We start from the raw sequence: 26,406 nt of genomic DNA on the forward strand, positions 1-26,406 counted from the left end.
GGGAGTTGTTATGAATAAACCTATTAGTGAGCAGGTTGATATCGCATTAATTGGCGCTGGTATCATGAGTGCGACGCTCGGTACATTACTTAAAGAGCTTGAACCGAATTTAAAAATCGCCATGTTCGAAAGATTAAATGATTGTGGTCAAGAGAGCTCTAATTCTTGGAACAATGCGGGGACAGGGCATGCTGCTAACTGTGAATTAAATTACACGCCACCAAATTCAGATGGAACTGTTAATATTAGTAAAGCATTAGAAGTTAACACAGAATTCGATCTATCTCGTCAATTATGGTCTTATTTAGTCACAAAAGGCAAAATTACTGATCCTCGAGATTTTATTCATGATTGCCCACATATGAGTTTTGTTTGGGGGGCTGATAACGTTAAATTTCTTCATCAACGTTATCGCCAAATGTCTACTAATCACTGTTATGAAAATATGGAATACAGTGAAGATAAAAAACAAATTGAAGATTGGGCGCCATTAATAATGGAAGGGCGTGATCCGAATCAACAACTTGCCGTCACCCGCGTGACGACAGGTACAGATGTTGACTATGGCGCCTTAACACATCTCTTAGTTAAACAACTTTCCCTACAAAACAATTTTGAGTTGCACTATAAGCATGATGTTATCGATATAAAAAGGAATAATTCGGGTGGTTGGAATATTGAAGTCAAAGATCTTACCACTCATGATAAATATATTATTTCAGCAAAATATGTATTCGTTGGTGCAGGGGGACGCGCTATCGATTTGTTGCAAAAATCAGGTATTCCAGAAGGTAAAGGCTATGGTGGATTCCCTGTTAGTGGTATTTGGTTGCGCTGTGATGAAGATAAAATCTGTAGTCGTCATCATGCTAAAGTTTATGGGAAAGCAGATGTAGGCTCACCACCAATGTCTGTGCCACATCTTGATACTCGTATTATTGCGGGTAAACGCTCTCTACTCTTTGGCCCTTATGCTGGATTTTCGAGTAAGTTTTTAAAACAGGGTTCTTATTTAGATTTATTTGAATCAATCCGGCCAAGTAATATAGAACCGATGCTTGATGTAGCAAAAGATAATTGGTCATTGACTGAATATTTAATTGGTCAAGTATTACAAACTTCGGCACATCAATTTGAAATGCTCAAACAGTTCTATCCTCAGGCACAGCATGAAGATTGGCAAGAGGCTGTGGCTGGACAGCGTGTTCAGATTATTAAACCTGAAGCTAAGCATCATGGTGTATTAGAGTTTGGTACTGAGTTAATTAGCAGCGCAGATAAATCATTTTCAGTATTATTAGGCGCATCACCAGGTGCTTCTACAGCGGCATTTATTGCTATCAATATTATTAAGTCTTGTTTTAAAGAGCAGCTTGAAAATGATGGTTGGGAAGAACGTCTTAAAACGATTATTCCAACTTACGGTATTGACCTCAAAATAGATGCGGATGCTTGTCGCAATATTCGTGAATCAACAGCTAAAATATTAAAATTAGATACACCTTAGTTATAGTATTTATAAAAATAAACAGCCCGGTAGTATAGGGCTGTTTATTTTTTATCCGTATTATTAGTATAAATAATATGTTTCCAAGTAAATGTACCTAGGAAATTTACATCATTTCTACAATAGCAATACCGCCAATAATAGAAAATAATGAACATAATGTACTTAATAATACAGTTCCTGTTGCCATATCTGTATAAGTTTTATATGAAATGGCTAAAGCTGGCACTGCTGTTGCAGTAGGTAATACGCCAATTAAAAATACCGCTTTTAATAATTCAGTTTCTAACCCAAGAGCAAACCCAACACCTAAAATTAACGCACCCTGCACAATATTTTTTATTATCACATTAAAGATAATTTCAGTATTAACTTTAAGCTTAATACCTGAAATTAACAAACCTAAGAAAAATAAAGCAACTCCACCGGAAGTTTTCCCTATTTCATTGACTGAATTTTGCAAAATCTCTGGGAGTTTAATACCGAGAATAGCTAGAATAGCGCCAAAAATAGGCAGAAAAACTAATGGCTGAGAGATGGCATTAAGCAATGATTGAAAGATCCCTTTTCCTTGCTTGGTGCCACTGATAATCATCATGGTAAAAGGTAGGATAATGATAGTGTAAATCAAATTACCAATCACCATTGCAATTAAACCTGATGAACCAACCGTAGCCAGTAATACAGGTGGTCCACAATATGCCATATCTGGGAATGAGGCTGACAAAGCTTGCATGGCTGAATTCTTTTTATCATGTTTAAAAAAGAATTTGCCGCCTAAAAAACCAATAAGATAAGAAATAAGTAGTCCTAATGCGAGGGCTAATAGATAATCTATGTTATAGAAAATAGATGGAGAGGCTTGTGTTGCCGCTAGAAATAGTGCGAATGGTAGTGCTATTTTAACGACAAAATCAGCAAAGGCTTGTGAATATTCTCTTTTTATAAATCCATATTTACCTGAGAGCCATCCAACTAAAAGTCCTAATATAATTGGCCCCAGTGCTGATAAAATAGTTTGTAGTAACATGTTACCTCTGATTGCTTAATATAGGTACTTTTACTTTATTCAAATATTTATAACTAATAAGTAGTTATGTTTTATATGAATAAAGAAAATCTGTATAATTACCTAGTAATTAAAATCAAGTATTTTTAATTATCGAAGATATTTGAAATTATTCAAGAAATAAATAGCAATGTTATTTAACTGTACTAAATAAAACACTTTATTTAGCAAGTAGTACTTAGGAGAACATATTTAATGATATATAACATTGTTTCTAATGAGTTATCTATATACCTAACCGTAACATAACTATAACTTTGTGATAGAATATAAAGTATATTAATAATAGCGATATATTGAGTATTCAATGAATTGGTTATTGAGAGGAAACTGAACCTCTATTATTGAGGTTCAGTATAGAAACTATATCAGTTATCTGAATTCATTTTATCTGATGAAGAATGAGCATTTTCTGGTATTTCTATAGGTTGCCCTGTGGGTTTTACTGATTGCCAAATTGATCCCAAAAATTCATACCATGCACGTTCACTGTGTTGAAAATAAGTGGCAGAGGGAAAATATTTCTCCCAAGGATGTAATGGTGAAGTAATAGCCAATTGGTTAGCTGGTGCAACGATGGGATTCATTCTTCGTGCTAAAAAGAAACGTTCAGCACGCGCTAAATGGTTGGCAGAAGTGACAAGGAGAAAAGGTTGTTTACCAATTAGCTTATCAACTTCATAGGCTTCTTCTTCAGTATCTTTCGGTGTTGATAGTGCAATAGTTTTATTCGCAGGCACACCTAAAGATTGTGCTACTTGTGCGGCAACTTCTGCACTACTTATCTGATTAACACCTGCGCCACCTGTAAAAATCAGTGTTGCATTAGGATTGCGATAATAAAGCCGAACACCTTCTGCAACACGAAATAAGCTATTATTGAGAAGGTTAGCGCTAGGTGCCCATTCTGGGTTATAAGTAAATCCACCACCTAAAACAACAATGTAGTTCACATCTTGTTGCGAATTTTCTCGTAATTCATAGCGAGCTTGATACTCTTTTTCACTTGGCATTAATAGTGTATCGGCAACAGGTTGTATGCCTAAAATAGTTAACAGAACAAGCACAACAGTGAGTAGGCTTTTTCCTGTTTTTTGCCAACGAGTAAACCAAAGTAGTGCTAATGCAAAAAAGGCGATTAATAAGAGCAAAGGCAAGGGCATCAGAAAGCCTGCAACATATTTTTTGAGCAAGAACAGCATAAATCATCCTAGATTGAGTGAAATATATGCAATTGATAGCGAAAGCTTAGTGAAAACTAGGGGAATTCCAAGACGTTGTGTCAAAATAGCTAACACAACAACGTTTTACTAAGTTTTCATCAATAGAAATAAAGAATCATTTAATTATTTATAAAACGATAAACGTTTGAACGTTAATTTTTTCATTAATAAGCGTTATATTTATACTTCGCTTTGCGAATAGTCTGATTCATGACTTATTTCTTTAGAGAAAACAGTCAGTATCATAGAACACTGGTAAAATTGTCGTCTTTATTTATGTACAGTGTCTCATATTTTTGAATTTATCAGAACGCAAAGAGCGCAAGTAGTAAGTTGTTATCATGAGGCGTTTTAATGTCAGATCGTAATTTTGACGATATTGCAGATAAATTCTCCCGCAATATCTATGGCACAACAAAGGGTAAAATACGTCAAGCGGTGATTTGGGAAGATTTACAACAATTATTGACTCTCTTACCTAATCGAAGTTTACGTATTTTAGATGCAGGTGGAGGTGAAGGATATTTTTCTCGCCAGCTTGCTAAGTTAGGACACCAAATTATCTTATGTGATTTATCGCAAGAGATGCTCAATCGTGCTCAAGAGGCAGCGATTGAAGAGGGTGTTGCTGAAAACATGATGTTTATTTGTTGTGCGGCTCAAGAGATTAAAGAGCATATAGATGAAAAGGTTGACTTAGTTCTATTTCATGCAGTATTGGAATGGATCACGGATCAGAAAGACGCCGTAAATGTTCTTACCGATATGTTGTTACCTAATGGTATCTTATCGCTGATGTTTTACAATGCGAATGGTATTGTTATGAGAAATGCGATATTGGGGAATTTTCATCTGGCAAATCCTGAAATTCCTCGAAGAAGAAAAAAATCATTATCGCCTCAAAATCCATTGCAACCTGAAGATGTTTATCAATGGCTGACTGAATTTTCAATGATAATATTAGGAAAAACCGGTGTCCGTGTTTTCCATGATTATTTGCAAAGTCGTCAGTTACAAAATAAAGATTTTCCATCGTTGCTTGCATTAGAGCAACGATATTGTCGGCAAGAGCCCTATATCAGTCTGGGGCGTTACATTCATGTCATGGCACAAAAGCGTGTAAATTAAGGATGTACTATGAGTGATTTTACCCAGACCGTTCCTGAGTTAGTGTCTTGGGCGAGAAAAAATGATTTTTCAATCTCACTGCCACCAGAAAGATTAGCTTTTCTGATGGCTGTCGCTGTATTAAACAGCGAGCGCCTTGATGGCGAAATTAGTGAAGGGGAGTTAATTGATGCCTTTAGAGAAGTGTGCAAAGGCTTCGAACAACCCGCAGAATCAATACAAGTTCGCGCGAATAATGCCATTAATGACATGGTAAAGCAGCGACTTTTTAACCGTTTTACCAGTGAGTTGGTAGAAGGTAATGCAATATATCGTTTAACTCCGTTGGGTATTGGAATTAGTGATTACTATATTCGCCAACGTGAATTTTCATCATTGCGCTTATCTATGCAACTTTCTATTGTGGCAGGTGAGCTTGATTCAGCTGCTAGCTCTGCTGAGGACGGCGGTGATGAATATCATTGGCATCGTAATGTTTTCGCACCTCTAAAATATTCAGTGGCGGAAATTTTCGATAGTATTGATTTGTCTCAGCGAATTATGGATGAGCAGCAAAATACAGTAAAAGAAGATATTGCTGCGCTATTAAACCAAGATTGGCAAGCGGCTATTTCAAGTTGTGAACAGTTGCTATCTGAAACATCGGGTACATTAAGAGAACTACAAGATACGCTTGAAGCAGCTGGCGACAAGCTTCAAGCTAATCTTCTACGCATTCAAGAAGCAAACATGAATACAGGCCATGTTGAGCAAATAGATACATTAGTGTTTGAACTTCAAAGTAAGTTAGACCGCATTATTAGTTGGGGTCAGCAATCTATTGATTTATGGATTGGATACGATAGACATGTCCATAAATTTATTCGTACAGCGATTGATATGGATAAAAACCGTATTTTCTCTCGCCGTTTACGTCAATCCGTACAAAACTATTTCGATAGCCCATGGGCATTAACTTACGCTAATGCTGATCGGCTGTTTGATATGCGTGATGAAGAACTGGTTCTACGTGATGAAGAAGTCACGGGTGAGTTACCCGAAGAGCTTGAATATCAAATGTTCAGCGAAGTGAATGAACAAATAGCGCAATGGGTAGAACAAGAGCTTGCTTCTTACAAATTAGAGCAAAGAGCATTAGATCTCAGTTCAGTATTAGTTGAATACCTTAATCGTTATCCGCAGCAGAAACATTTTGATGTTGCCCGTATTGTGATTGATCAGGCGGTACGATTAGGTGTAGCAAAAGCTGAGCTCGCAGGATTGCCTGCAAAATGGTCAGAAATTAACGAATATGGAGCTAAGGTACAAGCGCATGTCATCGATACATACTGAACAATTTATGCCAGCAAAACTGGCGCAGGCATTAGCGAACTCACTTTTTCCTGAACTGGATAGCCAGTTACGTGCAGGTCGACATATTGGTATAGATTCTTTGGATAATCATGCTTTTCTGATGGATTTTCAGGATGAGTTATCAGACTTTTATGCGCGTTATAACGTTGAATTAATTCGAGCGCCAGAAGGCTTCTTCTATTTGCGACCTCGTTCAACCACGCTTATTCCACGCTCAGTCCTCTCTGAAATGGATATGCTGGTGGGAAAAATACTTTGTTATCTCTATCTTAGCCCTGAACGATTAGCGAATCAGGGGATATTCACCGTTCAAGAGCTGTTCGATGAATTAAGAACATTAGCAGATGAAAGCAAACTTTTACGTTTAGTGAATCAACGCTCAACGGGCTCTGATCTTGATTTGCAAAAATTACAAGAAAAAATGAGGACTTCTTTAAATCGTTTACGTCGTTTAGGCATGATTTCATTTCTATTAAATGATATGCAACGTTTTTCAATTACTGAATCTGTTTTCCGTTTTGGGGCAGATGTACGCAGTGGTGATGATCCTATTGAAGCGCAAATGAGAATGATCCGTGATGGTGAAGCTATGGCGCTTGAAAGCGGTTCAGAAGCACTAAACGATGAAGAAAATGAAGATGAGCAGTTACAATCCAGTGAAGATGATGCGGAGGAAGAAAATAAATGATTGAACGGGGAAAATTTCGCTCATTAACACTTATCAACTGGAATGGGTTCTTTGCTCGTACTTTTGATTTAGATGAATTAGTGACTACGTTATCAGGTGGTAATGGTGCGGGTAAATCAACCACTATGGCTGCATTTATCACAGCTATGATCCCTGATCTAACTTTACTTCATTTTCGTAATACCACAGAAGCTGGGTCAACAAGCGGATCTCGTGATAAAGGGTTATATGGGAAACTGCGTCCGGGTGTGTGTTATGCCGTATTAGATGTGATCAACTCGCGTCACTTACGTGCTGTGGTCGGTGTCCGTTTACAGCAGATTGCAGGGCGTGATAAAAAAGTTGATATCAAACCCTTTATGATCCAAGGGTTGCCAATGGCGGAAAACCCGACAGAAATTCTGACGCAAGCTGTTGCAGATCGCCAAGCGCGAGTACTCCCCCTTAATGAGTTAAAAGAGAAAGTTGAAGCGATTGAAGGCGTTGTTTTCAGACAATTTAATTCTATCACTGATTTCCATGCCGTAATGTTTGACTTGGGTGTTATTCCTAAACGTTTACGTTCAGCCAGTGATCGCGCAAAATTCTATCGTTTAATTGAAGCCTCGTTATATGGTGGTATTTCAAGTGCGATCACTCGTTCTTTACGTGATTACTTATTGCCTGAAAATAGCGGAGTTAGAAAAGCGTTCCAAGATATGGAAGGCGCATTACGTGAAAATCGCATGACACTTGAAGCGATTCGCGTTACACAATCCGATCGTGATTTATTTAAACACCTAATCACAGAAGCTACGTCTTACGTTGCAGCAGACTATATGCGTCATGCCAATGAGCGACGCGTTCATCTTGATGAAGCTTTAGAAGTTCGCCGTGAATTATGGAGTCAGCGTAAATCCATTAATAACGAAGCATATCGTTTTATTGAAATGGGTAAAGAGTTGGAAGAACAACAAGCGCTTTCTTCTGATCTTGAAGCAGACTATCAAGCAGCAAGTGATCGATTAAACCTAGTACAAAATGCGGTTCGTCAACAAGAAAAAATAGACCGTTATGTTGCTGATGTAGAAGAGATCACTTTCCGTTTAGAAGAACAAAGCGAAGTCGTTGAAGAAGCAGCATCTAAGAAAGAAGAACTTGAAGCTCGCGTAGAGTCAGCCGAAGAAGAAGTTGATGAGCTGAAGAATCAGCTAGCAGATTATCAGCAAGCCTTAGATGTACAACAAACACGTGCAATTCAATATCGTCAAGCAGTGCAGGCTTTAGAGCGAGCAAAAGCACAATGTGGTATTGCTGATCTAGATGAAACGAATGCAGAACAATGGGCTGAACGTATTCAAGCAAAAATTCAAACCATTACCCACTCTTTGCTTTCTATGGAACAGAAACTCAATGTTTCTGAAGCCGCTAAAACGCAATTTGATCAAGCTTATAAACTGATAAGTTCGATTGTCGGTGAGATTGAACGCCAAAATGCATGGGATGCGGCGAAAACAGCATTGCGTGAATGGTCTTCGCATCGACACCAAGCGGATAGGGTTCATCCTATTCGTATGCAGTTAGCTGAGTTAGAACAGCGTTTACATCAACGAAATACTGCAGAACGTCAACTTGAAGAGTTTAATAAGCATTATGGTAAGCCGATAGAACCTGATGATTTATTAATTCTTCAAGATGAATTAGAAGCAAAAATTGAAGAGCTTAGCGATTACGTTAACGAATCTGGCGAACAGCGTATGCAGATGCGCCAAGAGTTAGATCAACTTAAACAACAAATTGAAAAGCTGAAAAAACAAGCGCCAGCATGGCTTGCAGCACAAGATGCGTTAACACAATTATGTGAGCAGACTCGTCAATCTTTTGATACGGGTCATCAAGTAACAGAATATATGCAACAGTTACTTGAAAAAGAGCGTGAAGCAACGGTTTTACGTGATGAAACTGCAACTCGCAAACAACAGATTGAAGCGCAAATTGAACGTTTAAGTCAGCCAAGTGGTGCTGAAGATGGGCGATTAATTACGTTAGCCGAACGTTTTAATGGTGTTTTATTATCAGAAATTTATGATGATATTACGTTAGACGATGCGCCTTATTTCTCTGCATTATATGGCCCAGCACGCCATGCGATTGTTGTACAAGACTTATCTCAAGTTCAGGAACAATTAGAAACATTAGAAGATTGCCCTGAAGATCTCTATTTTATCGAAGGCGATCCACAATCTTTCGATGATAGTGTATTTAATGCACAAGAGATGGATAAAGCGGTTCTTATCAAGAGCTCAGAGAGACAATGGCGTTATTCTCGCTACCCTGAAATCCCACTATTTGGTCGAGCAGCGCGTGAAAATCAATTAGAAATTTTGTCGCGTCAGCGTGATGAACTTTCGGAACTTTATGCAACACAAGCTTTTGATGTACAAAAGATCCAACGTGCTCACCATGCCTTTAGTCAGTTTATCGGACAACACATTTCTGTCGCATTTGAGGCTGATCCTGAAGAAGATATTCGCCAGCTTAACCAACGACGTAACGAGCTAGAAAGAGCATTAGCACAATACGAAGAGAATACTCAGCAACAGCGTCAATATTATACACGTGCTAAAGAATCGCTAAATCTTCTAAATAAACTGATTCCTCAAGTGAATATCTTGATGGATGAAACACTGATTGATCGCGTTGAAGAGTTACGCGAAGAGCTGTATGCCGCTGAAGAATCAATGCGTCACTTACAGCGTCACGAAAAAGCATTAGCAGCATTAGAGCCGATTGCTTCTATCTTACAAAGTGATCCCCAAGTACATGAACAACTATCGCAAGATTACGAGCAGGCAAAAGCAGAGCAGCAACGTTATCAGCAACAGGCTTTCTTGCTGGTGGAAGTAGTACAGCGTCGCCCACACTTTAGTTATAGTGATGCCGTTGAAATTGTTAGTGAAAATAGTGATCTAAACGAGAAGCTACGTCACCGTTTAGAGATGGCAGAAACAGAACGCGCTACGGCAAGAGAACTTTATCGTCAGCAACAAGCACAATGTGCTCAATTTAATCAAGTGCTCACCTCATTAAAAAGCTCCTTCGACACTAAATCTGAATTGCTCAGAGAACTTGAGCAAGAGATGCGTGATACGGGGATACATATCGATATTGGTGCAGAAGCAAGAGCTAAAGAGCTTCGCGATCAACGTTATTCAGCGGTAAGTGAAAACCGCGCGCGTATTAGTCAACTTGAGCGCGATATCGCACTGAGTGAAGCTGAGCGAGATAACCTAACTAAGAAAATTCGTAAACTTGAACGTGACTACATTCAAATTCGTGATCATGTTGTGAGTGCAAAAGCGAGTTGGTGCGCAGTTATGCGATTGGTGAAAGAAAATGGTATGGAACGCCGTTTACATCGACGAGATTTTGCTTACCTTTCAGCTGATGAACTACGTTCAATGTCGGATAAAGCGTTAGGTGCTTTACGCCAAGCGGTTGCAGATAATGAATATTTACGTGATGCGTTACGTCGCTCAGAAGATGCGAAATATCCTGATCGTAAAGTTCAGTTCTTTATTGCAGTATATCAGCATTTAAGAGAGCGTATTCGCCAAGATATCATTAAAACTGACGATCCAGTTGATGCAATTGAACAGATGGAAATTGAGCTTGCTCGCTTAACGGAAGAACTGACAAGCCGTGAACAGAAATTAGCGATTAGCTCACGAAGTGTTGCGAATATTATTCGCAAAACTATCCAACGAGAGCAAAACCGTATCCGCATGCTAAACCAAGGTTTACAAGCGGTTTCATTTGGCCAAGTGCGAGGTGTTCGACTTAACGTCAATATTCGTGAAAGCCATCAAGTGTTATTGGATGTATTATCAGAAGAAGATAATCAATACCAAGACTTATTTAAAAACCAAAACCTTACCTTCTCAGAAGCGATGGCGAAGCTCTATCAACGTTTAAATCCACAAGTAGATTTTGGGCAACGTATGCCACAAACTGTGGGTGAAGAGTTGTTAGATTATCGTAATTATCTAGAAATGGATGTTGAGGTTAATCGTGGGCCAGAAGGTTGGTTAAAAGCGGAAAGTGGTGCTTTATCAACCGGTGAAGCGATTGGTACGGGGATGTCAATTCTGGTGATGGTTGTACAAAGCTGGGAAGAAGAATCACGACGTTTAAGAGGAAAAGATATTTCTCCTTGTCGTTTACTCTTCCTCGATGAAGCTGCACGTTTGGATGCCAAATCGATAGCAACGTTATTCGAACTTTGTGATCGTTTAGATATGCAGTTAATCATTGCAGCGCCAGAAAATATCAGTCCAGAAAAAGGAACAACCTATAAATTAGTGCGTAAAGTGTTCAATGGTACAGAACATGTTCACGTTGTGGGGTTAAAAGGTTTTGGTCAACAGGCTGAAAATGATAAAACTGCATCATCAAATGTTGCTGAAATAACAGAATAATTTTATTTGGGTATCAGCTACAAATCAGCAAATAGAAGGCGCTACGGGCTTATGCTCTTAGCGCCTTATTCTTTTAAAGTGTTACATAGATCAAAAAATGAAAGTAAATTAACAAAAAAATGAAATCTTAAATGGTATAACGTGCGCCATATCTCATTTAAATGTAATCGTGATGTTTATTATCGCATCTGTATGTGATTACTATAAAAATTAAAGGAAAGAAAATGCGTAAAGTCACGTTAGCTTTTAGTGCAATTGCTTTAGCGTTAAGTTTAAATGGCGCGGCAATGGCAAAAGTTCATATGCCAGAAGTTGTTAGCCCAGGTGTTACTGTTGCACAACTTGCACAACAACAACCAATTCATTGGGTTTCTGTTGCAGATATTGAAAAAAGCCTTGCAGGTCAAGCACCCATGGCAGTTGGTTTTGATATCGATGACACCGTTCTATTCTCAAGCCCAGGTTTCTATCGTGGTAAACTAGAATATTCTCCAAACGATTTTAGCTACCTGAAAAACCAAGAATTCTGGGAAAAAATGAATAACGAGTGGGATAAATTCAGTATGCCTAAACAAGTCGGTATCGATCTTGTTCAGATGCACTTAAAACGTGGAGACACTGTTTATTTCATTACGGGTCGTACTCAAACTAAAACTGAGACTGTGACCAAATATGTACAAGAAGGCTTAAACATTCCTGCTGATAAAATGCAGCCAGTTATTTTTGCGGGTGACCAACCTGGTGCAAATAACAAAGTAAGCTGGATGCGTGATCACAAACTGAAAATTTACTACGGTGATGCTGATGCAGATATCGCAGCAGCAGATGAACTGAATATCCGCGGTATTCGTATTCTGCGTGCAGCTAACTCTTCTTACCAACCACTGCCAAAAGCAGGTCAGTTTGGTGAAGAAGTTGTTATCAATTCAGAGTATTAATTTTTCCCCTTTGTTTACCTCTATTTATAAGGCGTAGGAAACTGCGCCTTTTTCTATTTTAAAATATCTTCTATTAAAATTATTTTATTTATCTCTTCACAACTCTTTATTATTTCTTGAAAGCTTATTTCTAAATTGTCTGTTTTTTGTTCTTTTATTGCACCTTTATTTAAATAATATATTTGAATATAAAAACAGCTAAATAGTCTTTTTTTGATTAAATAAAACTAAATTTCTATCAGGGACTTACAAAACGTTAAAAATATTAGTTTATTCCTATAAAACTCTTTGCCTAGCTCATCTAATATTCTAGGATACCAAAATAATAATAAGGGATGAGGGTAGAGGATTTATGGCGCATCAACCAATCAAAAGAGCAATCGCATATTCAGCTGTAATAGGTACACTCCTTTCTGGGCATTATGCAATAGCTACAGAAACAGAGTCGGTGGCTTTATCTGCGCCCGAAACAGAAAACACGGTATTAGTTCCTGTGAATAACGAAGCTATGCCAGCACCTGCAATTGTGGTTATGGATGCCCCACAATTGACTGAGTTAGCAGTAAGAACAAAACTGCAATCATGGCTTCCTGTAGGTTATAAACCTTCATATTTAACTCAGCTTGTGAAAATGTACCAAGCGAATAATCTGGCATTAATTTGGCAAGATGAAAAAATAGTACAACAATTACAGCAACAAATAGCAGAAGTCGCTATTTCAGGCATTCAGCCCCAGTTTGGACAATGGCTAACACAATTAGAAACACCTGAATTAACTCAAGAAGGGCGTGATATTATTTTATCAGATGCCTTTTTAGGTTATATCAGTTTTGTTGAGCAAGTAAATAAATCTGGCACATCTTTACTGTATCGCAGTGCAACACAAGTATTATCTGCTCCTTCCGATAGTTCAGTGATTGAGTTACAACAAAATATTCAAAATAACACTTTAGGTAGCTTTGTTATTTCTTATGCACCATCTCACCCTTATTACGCTTTAATGAAAGAGGAATTGCGAAAGCAATTACATAGTTCCGTTGTTTGGCCAGAAATGAAAGGAACGACATCATTAAAGCCAAATCAATCATCACAAGAAGTTGTACCGCTTAGACAGATTTTACGTAATTTAAAATTAATTCCTGAGTTGGCAGTGAATGAGCAGGAAATTGCGACAACCGATTATGATGCGTCTTTAGTTGCGGCTGTTAAATTATTTCAAACTGCTCATGGGTTAGAGCCCGATGGTATTATTGGGCGACAAACACGAACGTGGTTAAATATAACACCCGCACAACGCGCTAGCATTATGGCATTGAATATTCAGCGCCTTCGCTTGACGCCAGCTATTGGTGATACTGGAATTTGGGTTAATATTCCTGATTTCTCGCTCTATTTTTATGCCAATAACGAACTTATCCTTGACTCAAAAGTCATTGTCGGTCGCCCCGATAGAAAAACACCGATTATGAGTAGTGCACTCAATAATGTCGTTGTTAATCCACCTTGGAATGTGCCAACAAGCATGACGCGTAAAGATATTGTGCCTAGAGGTAAAGCAGACCCTAGTTACTTTAGTCGTAAGGGATATACTATTTATTCAGGGTGGGGGAATGATGCTTATCCAATTAATCCTTATGATATTGATTGGCAAAATGTGAGTGCGAATAACTTCCCTTACCGAATTTGGCAGGCTCCGGGGCCAACAAACTCATTAGGTCGTTATAAATTTAATATGCCAAATTCAGATGCGATATATCTGCATGACACTCCAAATCATTCGCTATTTTCAAAAAACATGAGAGCAATCAGTTCAGGTTGTATTCGTGTTAATAAAGCCTCTGAACTTGCTTCAATTTTATTGGGTGATGCAGGATGGAAACAAGATAGAATTGATGCTGCATTAAAACGTGGTTCAACACAATATGCCCCAATTCCTGAACGTATCCCAGTTTATTTATATTATCAAACCGCATGGGTAGCACAGGAAAATGCACCTCAATATCGTGCAGATATTTATGGTTATGATAAAAGCATTTCAAATGCAGAACCGTATTTAGAGAATATTAAGAAATATTTGTAATATAGATAAATAGAAGCCAAATAAAGGATGGATATATTAACCATCCTTTATTTTTTATATTAATCAATAAGATAAATGTAAAAAACTATGTTCTATAATAAAAGTATGAAAAAATTATAATTTATAAAATACTTTTTAAATTTCCAATAAAATTAGAATGATAAAAAGGGTCTTTAGTATAAATAACTAAATTAATAAGATTTGAAATGTTGATAAATTGAAACGAAGTGTTATTTACAATACTATACAAACCATAAGAAACAATTCAGGAAAAATATTGTCATAATAAAGGTTCTTCCTCCCGAAATAATTTGTTGAGTGCATATACTATGGATATTATTGATTCACACCGCCGTAAGTGGCTGGGGCTCGGTATGGCCGCTGTGGGGTTAGGTTTATTGCCTTCTCATGCATTTGCTTCATTAGCAACACCTCGCCCAAAAATTCTTCGCTTTAATAATTTAAATACTGGTGAAACTATTAAAGCCGAGTTTTTTGATGGAAAACGTTATAATAAACATGAACTTGCAAAGCTAAACCATCTGTTTAGAGATTACCGACAAAATAAAATTAAAACGATTGATCCCGCCCTGTTTGACCAAATCTATTTACTGCAAGTAATGCTGAATAACAATAAACCCGTTGAACTTATTTCAGGTTATCGCTCTTTAGTGACTAATAATAATTTGCGCCAAAGCAGCAGTGGTGTTGCTAAGAAAAGCTACCATACTCGCGGACAAGCAATGGATTTTCGCTTAGTAGGCACAGAACTTTCAAAAGTTCGTCAAGTTGCATTAAGAATGAAAGCGGGTGGTGTTGGATATTATCCAAGAAGTAATTTTGTGCATATTGATACAGGACCGGTTCGCTCATGGTAACCTATTGAGAATTAGTTAATAGAGAGTGGAGTGATTCATGATGTATCACATTGTACCTGTGACAAATTATATGCAAAATTGCACCCTTATTTGGTGTGATGAAACGAAGGAAGCGGCAATTATTGATCCTGGTGGTGATGTTGAAACGTTAATTGCAGAAATAGAAGAACGCCAATTAACATTGACCAAAGTATTATTAACACACGGACACTTTGACCATATTGCAGGCACTTCTCAAATTGTTGAACATTTTAATGTTCCTGTTTATGGGCCACATAAAGATGATAGTTTTCTACTTGAAGAATTAGAACAACAGTGTCGTATGTTTAATTTTCCTTGTGGAAAATCATTTACACCAGATAGTTGGTTAAATGAGGGTGATACCGTAACAATCGGTAAAACAATTTCGTTATCTGTTTTACATTGTCCTGGTCATACACCGGGACATATTATTTTTGTGAATCATCAGAATAAAATTATCTCTATGGGAGATGTGTTATTCAAAGAAAGTATTGGTCGTACCGATTTTCCACGGGGAAACCACGCTGATCTTATTGCATCAATCAAAAATAAAGTTTTGCCTTTAGGTGATGATTATCTGTTTATTCCGGGACATGGCCCTATGTCTAATTTAGGTCATGAGCGTCAATACAATCCGTTTTTACAAGATGAAATGCCAATCTGGTAATCGTGCACTGATTAATATATGTAAGTAAAGAAAAGCGCTTTATTATAAAGCGCTTTTTTATCAGTAAAAAATGAGATTTGTATTTCTTTGGTTGTAAATAAAAATGCCACATATTTAATAATGTGGCATTTATCTTAATTACGCTTTAGATGTCAATTAGAGCACAGCAACAATGGCTTCACATAGTGGAACCATATTCTCAAGAGTTAAACCCGCTACGTTAATACGGCCTGAACCTACGATATAAATACCGTATTCAGCACGTAAACGCTCAACTTGCTCTTTATTTAAACCACTAAATGAGAACATACCATTTTGGTCAATAATAAAGCTAAAGTCTTGCTTAGCACCTTTTTCTTGCAATGTAGTCACTAACAGTTGACGCATACGCTGAATACGTTCGCGCATGGTTGTTAGCTCTTCAATCCATTCTTCTTTTAACTCTGGGTTAGAAAGAATAGTTGTTACAACTGAAGCACCATGTGCTGGTGGGTTTGAGTAGTTGGCACGAATAATTGCTTTTGCTTGGCTAAAGGCTTTTTCAGCAGTGTCGCTATCTTTGGTCACAATGGTACATGCACCTACACGTTCATTGTAAAGACCAAAGTTTTTAGAATATGAACTGGCAACAATAAGCTCAGGATTTTTTTCTGCAAAGAGGCGTAAGCCTTGTGCATCTTCTTCAAGACCACGAGCAAAACCTTGATATGCAAAGTCAAAAACAGGCAACCAGCCTTTTTCTGCTGACAGTTCAGCTAATTGACGCCATTGTTCTTCCGTTGGATCAATACCACTTGGGTTATGGCAGCAACCATGGAATAAAACAACGTCACCTGCTTGCGCTTTAGCAAGGCTTGCTAACATACCATCAAAGTCTAACCCATGATTTTTAGCATCATAATAATCGTAATTACAGATCTCAAGACCTGCAGTTTGGAAAATATTATTATGGTTAGGCCAAGTTGGATTGCTTATCCAGACGCGTTTTGCAGTGGTTTGCTGAGCAATAAAATCAGCAGCAATACGCAAAGCACCTGTACCACCAGGGGCTTGTGCTGTGCGTGCGCGTTTTTCAGTGATAATAGGGTGTTGTTCACCAAACAAAAGTGCTTGGGTCACATTGCCAAATTCAGGGATACCGCTAATAGGAAGGTAATTTTTAGTGGTTTCGTTTTCTAACAGGTATTTTTCTGCTTTCTTAACAGTGGTTAAAACAGGGGTTTTACCTGTTTCATCCTTGTAAACACCAATCCCTAAGTTAATTTTGTTTTCACGAGGATCAGAACGGAAACTATCAGCTAAACCTAGAATAGGATCGGCTGGTGCAGCAATGATTTTCTCAAACATAGTGTAATTGTTCCCTAAGCTCAAAACGAAGCCGAAATATGAGTATCAAGAGTAACGCTATGAGGCCTTTTTGCCAACTGTTTGTAGAAAAATTAACAAGAAGTTGTGAACTAAGTGAGAATAAATAGCAAAACAAGATGTAAATAAGTGAATGTCCTGTGATTACATTAACATGTAAAAATAATCACTAAAAAGACATAATTGTTTAGTATGATAAACTTTTTGACGTTACTAAAAATAAAGAAAATGCGATATTTTTCAGTGAATAAATAAACAAATCCACTGCAAATACAAAAATAAAGAAAAAGAAAGCATTGTGAATAAGAAGAAAAAAGCGAGATAAATAATAAGAGATTAAGATTGGTAGTAGCAGTATAAATAAAAAAGCAACACCGAAGTGTTGCTTTTCAAATCAATTAACTTGACTGTTTAATTACCTAAGCGGTAATTAGAACTGATAAGTCAGACCTAAACCAACTACGTTGTCAGTACCGATACCAGCGTCTTTAGTGAATTCATTTTTGTCTAACAGGTTGATTTTATAATCAACAACTGCAGTCATATTTTTGTTAAATTTGTAGAAAGAACCTACAGAGATATATTTAACTAAATCATGATTGTTGTCTTTCAGACCACCAAAGCCATCGTTCAGATCTTTACCTTTAGATTGAACATAACCTAAAGATGGTTTCAGACCTAAATCTTTAAAGTCATACTGTGCAGTTAACTCAATGTTTTGAGTTTTGTTAGCAATAGCACCATCACCGTAGTAGCTCATGTTACGAGTTTCACCGTACATCGCTGCTAAGTAAACGTTGTTTGCTTCGAATTTACCACCAAAGTTCCATGCTTCTGCACGTTTACCAGTAGCATCGCTCTTATGTTCTTGCCAGTTAGTACGAGCAGAACTTGAGTAACCACCACCCAGTGTTACGCCCCAGCCTAAGTTATAAGCTGTAGAGAAACCAAAACCATCGCCGTTTGCTTCAGCGTTGTCTTTACGTTTGTTGTTGGTGTTTTCGTTGTTTTTACCTTGATATTGCAGAGCAAAGTTCAGGCCATCAACGTAACCGAACATATCAGTGTTACGGTAAGTTAAAACGCCAGTAGTACGGCTAGTCATGTAAACGTCAGTTTGCGCCATAGAGTCGCCGCCCCATAAAGGCAGAACGTCTGTCCATGCGTTGGTGTCGTAAATTACACCGTAGTTACGACCGTAGTCTAGTGAACCGTAGTCAGCGAATTTAAAACCAGCGTAAGCGAAACGAGTTTTAGCTTTGTTTTCGCCTTCAGTAGTATTAGTTTTAACTTCGTATTCAAAACGACCAAAACCAACTAAATCTTTATTGATTTGAGTTTCGCCTTTGAAACCGATACGAGCACGAGAAGCATCACCGCTTTCGTGATCACCTTTAGTATCAGCATCTGCGAAGTAATGACGAACGTCAACTTTACCGTAGATGTCTACTTTGTTGCCGTCTTTGTTGTACATTTCAGCTGCGTTTGCTGCACCAGCAAACATTAAAGCTGGGATTACCACTGCAAGAAGATTGCGCTTCATCATTATTATTACCCTCATTGGTGTTATTCAGACACCTTTGCCACTGCCAGAAATAGTTTCTTAATTTTTATGGAACTATTTATGAGAGTTAAGTGTCGTCTGTGTCGGGTGACAGTGTTCCATTGGTAAAAAATTTTATCTACCCCCAATTTGCTACAAAAACGAAAAAAGTGTAACAAATTGTAACTATGTATTTCAAAGTATGTATTTGGGGGAACTTTTTAATCAAATAACAGCCATGCATAAAAAAAGCCAACCTTGTGGTTGGCTTCTTCACTTAAGTAAAACGAGTACAATAAAACAGCAGTGCAAATTCTTAGTTGAATACTAATTAATCACTAAATTAAAAATCTGCATTTCTTGGTGTACGTGGGAACGGAATAACTTCACGAACGTTTGCGACACCGGTCACATAAGCAACTAAACGTTCAAAGCCTAAACCGAAACCTGAATGAGGTACGGTGCCATAGCGACGCAGGTCGCGATACCACCAGTAGTCTTCTTTGCTCATTCCCATTTCATCTAAACGTTTATCAAACATATCTAAACGCTCTTCACGCTGAGAACCACCGATGATTTCACCAATACCTGGTGCTAATACATCCATTGCGGCAACTGTTTTACCGTCTTCATTCATACGCATATAGAATGCTTTGATATCTTTCGGGTAGTTTTTCACTACAACAGGTGCTTTAAAGTGTTTCTCTGCGAGATAACGCTCATGCTCAGAAGAGAGGTCAACACCCCAATAAACTGGGTTTTCAAATTTCTCACCACAGTTTTCAAGCACAGTAACTGCATCGGTATAATCAATTTGAGCAAAGTCAGAGGTGATAAAGTTTTCTAAGCGTGTGATTGCGTCTTTATCGACACGTTGTGCAAAGAATTCCATATCATCTTTACGCTCTGCTAATACGGCTGCAAAGGTGTATTTCAGCATTTTTTCAGCAAGTGCTGCGATATCGTTAAGATCAGCAAATGCCACTTCAGGCTCAACCATCCAAAATTCAGCAAGGTGACGACTGGTATTTGAGTTTTCAGCACGGAATGTTGGGCCGAAAGTATACACTTTGCTTAATGCAGAGGCGTAAGTCTCACCATTTAATTGACCTGATACGGTTAAAAACGCTTCACGACCAAAAAAGTCTTCACTGAAATCAACGTCGCCTTTATCTGTACGAGGCAGATTGTTCATATCAAGTGTAGAGACACGGAACATCTCGCCAGCACCTTCTGTATCAGCCGCGGTAATTAGTGGCGTAGAAACCCAGAAGAAGCCTTGTTCATCGAAGAAACGATGTAGTGCTTGTGCTAATGTGTGACGAACACGAGCAACTGCACCAATTAAGTTAGTACGAGGACGAAGGTGAGCAACTTCACGCAGGTACTCAATACTATGACGTTTGGCGGCCATCGGATAAGTTTCCGGATCATCGACCATTCCTACCACAACAACCTGAGTGGCATGAATTTCAAAGTTCTGTCCCTGGCCCGGAGATTCAACAATTTTACCGGTGACTTCCACAGAACAGCCTGTGGTTAAGTGCAGCACTTCATCTTGATAATTCGGTAAATTATTATTAATGATGGCCTGTACTGGATTAAAGCAGGAACCGTCATAGACGGTAAGAAATGAGATACCAGCTTTTGAATCTCTTCTTGTACGTACCCAACCGCGAACGGTGACGTCTTCGCCAACCGCGATACGGCCTTGCAGTACGTCGACTACAGGCGCAACGATCATAAATAAATCTCTCTTCATTTAATTAAAATAATTGTTTGGTTAATTCATTCTGCCCCTGTCGGACAGTTTTTCTATGTTACTTGCAATAGCGCAGGAAACAAGTAGGAAATTTTAGTTTAAAGAGTCAATAAAGAAGAAAAAAGCTTTTGTATAAAATAAATTGATAAAAACAGGTGAAATATTGATAAAAACAGGGGTTATGGCAAAAGAAAGGGCAATTATTACCCTTTCTTTTATTAATGAAGATTTTTAGCTAATTAACAGGCTTGTTTGACAAGTGGAACATCAAAGGCTTTGCGTAGCTTGTCAACAAAATCATCGTCTTCGCAAATCGTTTTGCCTGGACTATCTGATAATTTAGCCACAGGCTTACCATTACACTCCACCAGCTTAATCACAATATTAAGAGGCGTTATTTCAGGAATGTTACAAGTTAGCCGAGTACCAATACCAAAGATTAAACGAATGCGTTTATGGAAATGTTTATAAAGTACTAATGCCTTTTGAAAATCGAGGCTATCAGAAAAGACTAATACTTTACTCATTGGGTCGATGCCCAGTTTCTCATAATGCGCAATCGCTTTTTCACCCCATTCAATAGGATCACCAGAATCGTGACGTAAACCTTGATAACTCTCTGCAAAGGCCTTATCAAAATCGCGCAAAAAAGCATCCATCGTAATACAGTCTGTTAATGCAATACCTAATTGGTCGGGGTATTCATCTAACCAAGATTGTAAAGCTGCACGCTGACTATTGGCCAGCTCTGGGCTAATCTGCTGATGCGCCTGAAACCACTCATGAGCTTGTGTACCCACAGGGGCTAATTGCATACGTTCTGCTAAATGATAGTTACTTGTACCAATAAGATAAGGGAAATGATTTTTCAGCTCACCCACAATGGCGCACTGCACATCATAAGAAAAACGGCGACGAGTACCAAAATCCATCAGTTTAAAATCAGCTAAGTCAATCTGTTGCTCAGCCGCATCACGGTAGAAGATATCAATTAATTTACGTAGTTGATTAACCGCATCATTAGGCGTGATTTGTGGAGAGCGAGCTCGATGTACAATTTCACTCACTAAAGCCAACAAAGGGACTTCCCATAAAATAACTTCACGCCAAGGGCCTGTGATTTTTATGGTAAGTTGGTTGTCAGGTGTGGTTGAAATCTGAACTTGTTCTGGCTTAAAGCGGAAATGCTTAAACCATTGCAGATAGTCATTTTTGAAAAAAGGGAGACCCTGAAGATAGTCAAATTCTTCATTCGTCAATGACAAGTCTGCCATCATGTTAACTTGATGGCGTAAGGTTGTTGCATATTCACCTAGACGTTCATCACTCCGACAACGGAACTCAGCAACGACAGGAATATCACTATAATGATGGTAAACCGCTTGTTGCATGTGGAGCTTGTATGCATCGGTATCCAACAGTGATGTAATAATCGGTGTAGCGTCTAAAATCATAGCGCGTCAAGCATCCTCACGGAGCGTTTTTATGTCAGCTAAATCGTTAAGGTTGGAGAGTATACCCGAATATGATGACAAAGCGTCACTATTCAACAATATTTCTCTGCGACATAAAAACAAGCTGTAAAACTTAGATGAGTTTACCACGTTAAACATAATTTGGGAGTATATTAGCATCATTTACCAAATAAATTGATTACATGTATTAATAAATAATTAACATTCTGTTGACTTTTAATGTTTTCAATTGAATATTCGACTGGCTAAACAGATTTTTGACGAGTAAGCTTTGGTAATATAACCGTTAAATAGTCGTGTTAACTAAAAGGTTTTTTCTATGACACAACAAAGAATCGCGAAATTTCGCAAAGATTATCGTGCCCCTGACTACACAATCACCGATTTACATCTTGATTTTATCTTAGATAAAGAAAATACCCAGATTACAGCGATAAGCCAATGTAAACGTCTAAACTCAGATGCAACAGCATTAGTGTTAGATGGTGAAGAATTAACATTAAAATCAATTGCAGTAAATGATGTTGCTTGGACACACTATAAAGAAGAAAACGGCAAACTCATCATTGAACAACTACCAGCACAATTTACATTAAAAATTGTTAACAATATTAATCCATCGGCTAACACCGCATTAGAAGGGTTGTATGTTTCTGGCGATGCATTGTGTACACAATGTGAAGCTGAAGGCTTCCGTCATATTACTTATTATTTAGATAGACCTGATGTGTTAGCTCGTTACACCACTACAATCACTGCAGACAAAAAACAATATCCTTATTTATTGTCTAATGGTAACCGTATTGCTCAAGGTGAACTGGATGATGGTCGTCATTGGGTAACATGGGAAGATCCACATCCAAAACCAAGCTATTTATTTGCGCTAGTAGCGGGGGATTTTGATGTATTACGAGATACTTTTATCACCAAAAGCGGTCGTGAAGTTGCTTTAGAGCTTTTTGTTGATAAAGGTAATTTAGATCGTGCAGATTGGGCAATGACATCATTGAAAAATGCGATGGCATGGGATCAATCTCGCTTTAATTTAGAATACGATCTCGATATCTATATGATAGTTGCTGTTGATTTCTTTAATATGGGAGCAATGGAGAATAAAGGGCTGAATGTTTTTAACTCCAAATATGTTCTAGCGAAAAGTGAAACGGCGACTGACAAAGATTACTTAGGCATTGAGTCAGTTATTGGTCATGAATATTTCCATAACTGGACAGGTAACCGCATTACTTGTCGTGATTGGTTCCAGTTAAGTTTAAAAGAAGGTTTAACCGTTTTCCGTGATCAAGAATTTAGCTCTGACCTAGGCTCTCGCTCTGTTAACCGTATCAATAATGTACGCGTGATGCGTACCGCTCAGTTTGCAGAAGATGCAAGCCCAATGGCACATCCAATTCGTCCTGATAGTGTGATCGAAATGAACAACTTCTATACTTTAACAGTATATGAAAAAGGTTCAGAAGTGATCCGGATGATCCACACCTTGTTAGGTGAAGAGCAATTTCAAGCTGGCATTCAAATGTATATTCATCGTCACGATGGTAGTGCTGCAACCTGTGACGATTTTATTCAAGCGATGGAAGATGCTTCTAATGTTGATCTCACTTTATTCCGTCGTTGGTATAGCCAATCAGGTACACCACAACTGACCGTTCGTGATAGTTATGATGTGAATAAAAAGCAATACACTTTAACTGTTAGTCAAATGACACCACCAACAGCTGATCAAGCTGAAAAACAAGCGCTACATATTCCATTAGATATTGAATTGTATGATCATAAAGGCAATGTGATCCCTTTGCGTTCACAAGGTCAGGCGATTTCTAATGTATTGAATGTCGTTCGTGAAGAACAACAATTTGTATTTGATGACGTTCCAGAACAGCCAATCCCATCTTTATTACGAGAGTTCTCTGCGCCTGTAAAACTTGACTACCCATTTACGGATGAGCAACTCTCATTCTTAATGAAATATGCTCGTAATGCATTTTCACGTTGGGATGCAGCTCAAGCATTATTAGGTCGCTATATAAAAGAAAATGTTGCTCGAGTTCAAAAGAGTGAAACATGTATTCTGCCTGAAATGGTCGTTGATGCTTTCCGCGCAGTATTACTTGATAAAGATATCGATCCAGCACTAGCTGCCCTTATTCTGACGTTACCAACAGATGTCGAAGCGGGTGAATTATTTAGTATTATCGATCCTGTTGCCATCCATAAAGCACTTGGTTTTATTCGTAAAACCTTAGCAACTGAAATGGCAGATGAATTCTCTGCTGTTTATCATTCAATGCATATCGGTGCTTATCGTGTTAATCATGATGATATTGCAAAGCGCGATTTACGAAATGTTTGTTTAGCTTATTTAGCGGTTGAAAATGAGCAAACGGGTAATCAGCTTGTTGATATGCAATATCACAATAGTGATAACATGACCGACGCGCTTGCTGCACTTAATGCTGCTGTAATGGCGCAGTTGCCTTGTAAAGATACATTATTACAAGAGTTCGATGATAAATGGCATCAAGATGGTTTAGTGATGGACAAATGGTTTAGTTTACAAGCCATGAGCCCAGCAAAAGATGTGTTACAAAAAGTTCGTAGTTTGTTATCTCATCGCTCATTTACACTAGCAAACCCTAACCGTACTCGTGCATTAATCGGTGCATTTGTGAATAATAATCCAGTGGCTTTCCATGCTGAAGATGGTTCTGGTTACCTGTTATTGACAGAAATTCTGACTGATTTAAATAGCCGTAATCCACAAGTTGCTTCACGCCTTATTGAACCGTTTATTCGTTTAAAACGTTATGATGCAACACGCCAAGAAAAAATGCGTGTAGAGTTATTAAAACTGAAAGAGCTTGAGAATTTATCAGGTGATCTCTATGAGAAAATCACTAAAGCATTAGCTGATTAATATTACGTTTCATATCACTTTATGAGTGAGTAAATAATATGAAATTAGCAAGATAACTAGATCCCCAGCATAGTCTGGGGATTTTTTATGATGAATTATGAAATTGAAACGTTTACTTTTCGTGCTTTTATCTATATGATGCACGACGCTTAAATTGTCGTAGACATATCATTCCTAATACCCGATATTCTCAATGGAGATCGTATGTATTATTCCTTAGTAAGGAAGGCATTGTTTCGGCTAGATCCTGAACGTGCCCATGATTTTACCTTCCGCCAGTTAAAACGTTTATCTCATTCCCCATTTCAATTTCTTATTCAGCAGTCACTTCCTTCTAAACCCGTTTCTTGTATGGGGCTCTCGTTTAAAAATCCACTTGGTCTTGCTGCCGGTCTTGATAAAAACGGTGATTGTATAGATGCATTGGGTGCGATGGGATTTGGTTTTATTGAAGTTGGTACAGTGACACCACGTCCCCAAGTGGGAAATGATAAACCTCGTTTATTCCGCTTAGTGGAAGCCGAAGGTTTAATTAATCGAATGGGATTTAATAACCTTGGCGTTGATAACTTAATTGAAAATGTAAAGCAATCTCGTTATGGTGGCGTATTGGGTATTAATATCGGTAAAAATAAAGATACCCCAGTAGAGCAAGGTAAAGATGATTATTTGATTTGCATGGAAAAAGTCTATGCTTATGCGGGTTATATCGCAATCAATATCTCATCACCAAATACCCCAGGTTTGCGTACACTGCAATATGGTGAAGCATTAGACGATTTATTATCTGCAATTAAAAATAAACAATTAGAGTTACAGGGTAAATATCAAAAATATGTTCCTGTTGCTGTTAAAATTGCACCTGATTTAACGCATGAAGAATTAATTCAAGTTGCAGATAGCTTAGTTCGTCATCATATTGATGGTGTTATTGCGACAAATACCACATTAGATAAATCATTAGTCAGTGGATTAGATCACTGTAATGAAGCTGGGGGATTAAGTGGTCGCCCAGTACAATCAAAAAGTACACAAATAATTCGCCAATTAAATGAAGAATTAAAAGGTGCATTACCTATTATTGGTGTTGGTGGAATTGATTCATTAACAGCAGCCAGAGAAAAAATGGATGCAGGTGCTTCTCTTATTCAAATCTATTCAGGATTCATTTATCAAGGTCCTGCACTTATCAAATCTATAATTAATCATATCTAAATACATTTAATAATGAGTTAGGGGCTTTTCTTCTGTCCCTAACTCGTTTATATTGCCCCTAGTTGGTTATTTTTTATTAAATTGCACTGATTGTGCTTAATT

At 37.9% G+C, this 26,406-nt stretch carries 17 protein-coding genes; 11 read left to right on the forward strand and 6 right to left on the reverse strand.

The annotated features are described in order from the left end of the window. The first annotated feature begins 10 nt into the window (after positions 1 to 10). On the forward strand, positions 11 to 1,507 hold the full coding sequence (mqo, locus tag DK861_RS16890) for a malate dehydrogenase (quinone) (protein WP_109400838.1): 1,497 nt from the start codon (positions 11 to 13) through the stop codon (positions 1,505 to 1,507). A 106-nt stretch (positions 1,508 to 1,613) separates the two neighbouring features. Here mqo and DK861_RS16895 read toward each other — a convergent pair whose 3' ends face one another. Continuing rightward, a complete protein-coding gene (locus tag DK861_RS16895) occupies positions 1,614 to 2,537 on the reverse strand; it encodes an AEC family transporter (protein WP_072062795.1) in 924 nt (307 codons plus the stop codon). A 407-nt stretch (positions 2,538 to 2,944) separates the two neighbouring features. Next, positions 2,945 to 3,778, reverse strand: coding sequence for an envelope biogenesis factor ElyC (elyC, locus tag DK861_RS16900; protein WP_109400839.1), 834 nt, complete (start codon positions 3,776 to 3,778; stop codon positions 2,945 to 2,947). Between the two features lie 375 nt (positions 3,779 to 4,153). Here elyC and cmoM point away from each other — a divergent pair, with 375 nt between their 5' ends. The 8 genes from cmoM (at position 4,154) to DK861_RS16940 (ending at position 16,009) form a co-directional block, all read left to right on the forward strand. Then, positions 4,154 to 4,927, forward strand: coding sequence for a tRNA uridine 5-oxyacetic acid(34) methyltransferase CmoM (gene cmoM, locus DK861_RS16905; RefSeq protein WP_006537404.1), 774 nt, complete (start codon positions 4,154 to 4,156; stop codon positions 4,925 to 4,927). A 9-nt stretch (positions 4,928 to 4,936) separates the two neighbouring features. Next, complete coding sequence (gene mukF / locus DK861_RS16910; protein ID WP_006537403.1) at positions 4,937 to 6,259, forward strand: chromosome partition protein MukF; 1,323 nt, start codon at positions 4,937 to 4,939, stop codon at positions 6,257 to 6,259. After that, on the forward strand, positions 6,240 to 6,968 hold the full coding sequence (gene mukE / locus DK861_RS16915) for a chromosome partition protein MukE (RefSeq protein ID WP_006537402.1): 729 nt from the start codon (positions 6,240 to 6,242) through the stop codon (positions 6,966 to 6,968). The genes mukF and mukE overlap by 20 nt, the downstream gene beginning before the upstream one ends. Beyond that, positions 6,965 to 11,425, forward strand: a complete 4,461-nt coding sequence (gene mukB / locus DK861_RS16920; RefSeq protein WP_109400840.1) for a chromosome partition protein MukB — start codon at positions 6,965 to 6,967, stop codon at positions 11,423 to 11,425. Before mukE ends, mukB begins: the two co-directional genes overlap by 4 nt. A 224-nt stretch (positions 11,426 to 11,649) precedes the next feature. Further along, positions 11,650 to 12,363: an acid phosphatase AphA gene (gene aphA / locus DK861_RS16925; RefSeq protein WP_072062791.1), complete on the forward strand. Its 714-nt coding sequence runs from the start codon at positions 11,650 to 11,652 to the stop codon at positions 12,361 to 12,363. A 352-nt stretch (positions 12,364 to 12,715) separates the two neighbouring features. Next, complete coding sequence (ldtD, locus tag DK861_RS16930) at positions 12,716 to 14,443, forward strand: L,D-transpeptidase (RefSeq protein ID WP_072062790.1); 1,728 nt, start codon at positions 12,716 to 12,718, stop codon at positions 14,441 to 14,443. Positions 14,444 to 14,772: 329 nt separating this feature from the next. Further along, the gene (locus tag DK861_RS16935; RefSeq protein ID WP_072062789.1) at positions 14,773 to 15,321 is read left to right on the forward strand and encodes a YcbK family protein; all 549 of its coding nucleotides are present in this window, start codon (positions 14,773 to 14,775) and stop codon (positions 15,319 to 15,321) included. Between the two features lie 37 nt (positions 15,322 to 15,358). Then, entirely contained in the window at positions 15,359 to 16,009 is a 651-nt protein-coding gene (locus tag DK861_RS16940) for an MBL fold metallo-hydrolase (protein WP_109400841.1), read from the forward strand. A 156-nt stretch (positions 16,010 to 16,165) separates the two neighbouring features. On the opposite strand, the gene DK861_RS16945 is transcribed toward DK861_RS16940, so the two are convergent. The 4 genes from DK861_RS16945 to pncB all read right to left on the reverse strand — a co-directional run bounded on the left by DK861_RS16945 (position 16,166) and on the right by pncB (position 22,133). Beyond that, positions 16,166 to 17,356 carry an amino acid aminotransferase gene (locus DK861_RS16945; RefSeq protein WP_072062787.1) on the reverse strand — a complete coding sequence of 397 codons (1,191 nt, stop codon included), beginning with the start codon at positions 17,354 to 17,356 and terminating at the stop codon, positions 16,166 to 16,168. 448 nt (positions 17,357 to 17,804) lie between these two features. Beyond that, positions 17,805 to 18,920 carry a porin gene (locus DK861_RS16950; protein ID WP_109400842.1) on the reverse strand — a complete coding sequence of 372 codons (1,116 nt, stop codon included), beginning with the start codon at positions 18,918 to 18,920 and terminating at the stop codon, positions 17,805 to 17,807. Between the two features lie 340 nt (positions 18,921 to 19,260). Then, a complete protein-coding gene (gene asnS / locus DK861_RS16955) occupies positions 19,261 to 20,661 on the reverse strand; it encodes an asparagine--tRNA ligase (protein WP_006537389.1) in 1,401 nt (466 codons plus the stop codon). Between the two features lie 257 nt (positions 20,662 to 20,918). Continuing rightward, positions 20,919 to 22,133 carry a nicotinate phosphoribosyltransferase gene (gene pncB / locus DK861_RS16960; RefSeq protein WP_109400843.1) on the reverse strand — a complete coding sequence of 405 codons (1,215 nt, stop codon included), beginning with the start codon at positions 22,131 to 22,133 and terminating at the stop codon, positions 20,919 to 20,921. A gap of 340 nt (positions 22,134 to 22,473) precedes the next feature. Between pncB and pepN the strand changes: the two genes are divergently transcribed. Together pepN and pyrD are read left to right on the forward strand one after the other, a co-directional pair. Beyond that, positions 22,474 to 25,089, forward strand: coding sequence for an aminopeptidase N (pepN, locus tag DK861_RS16965; protein WP_109400844.1), 2,616 nt, complete (start codon positions 22,474 to 22,476; stop codon positions 25,087 to 25,089). A 204-nt stretch (positions 25,090 to 25,293) separates the two neighbouring features. Further along, positions 25,294 to 26,304 (forward strand): quinone-dependent dihydroorotate dehydrogenase, encoded by a 1,011-nt coding sequence (gene pyrD, locus DK861_RS16970; RefSeq protein ID WP_109400845.1) that lies wholly within the window; start codon positions 25,294 to 25,296, stop codon positions 26,302 to 26,304. Positions 26,305 to 26,406: the final 102 nt, after the last annotated feature.

It is taken from the genome of Proteus sp. TJ1640, from assembly GCF_003144445.1.
GTDB lineage: Bacteria > Pseudomonadota > Gammaproteobacteria > Enterobacterales > Enterobacteriaceae > Proteus > Proteus penneri.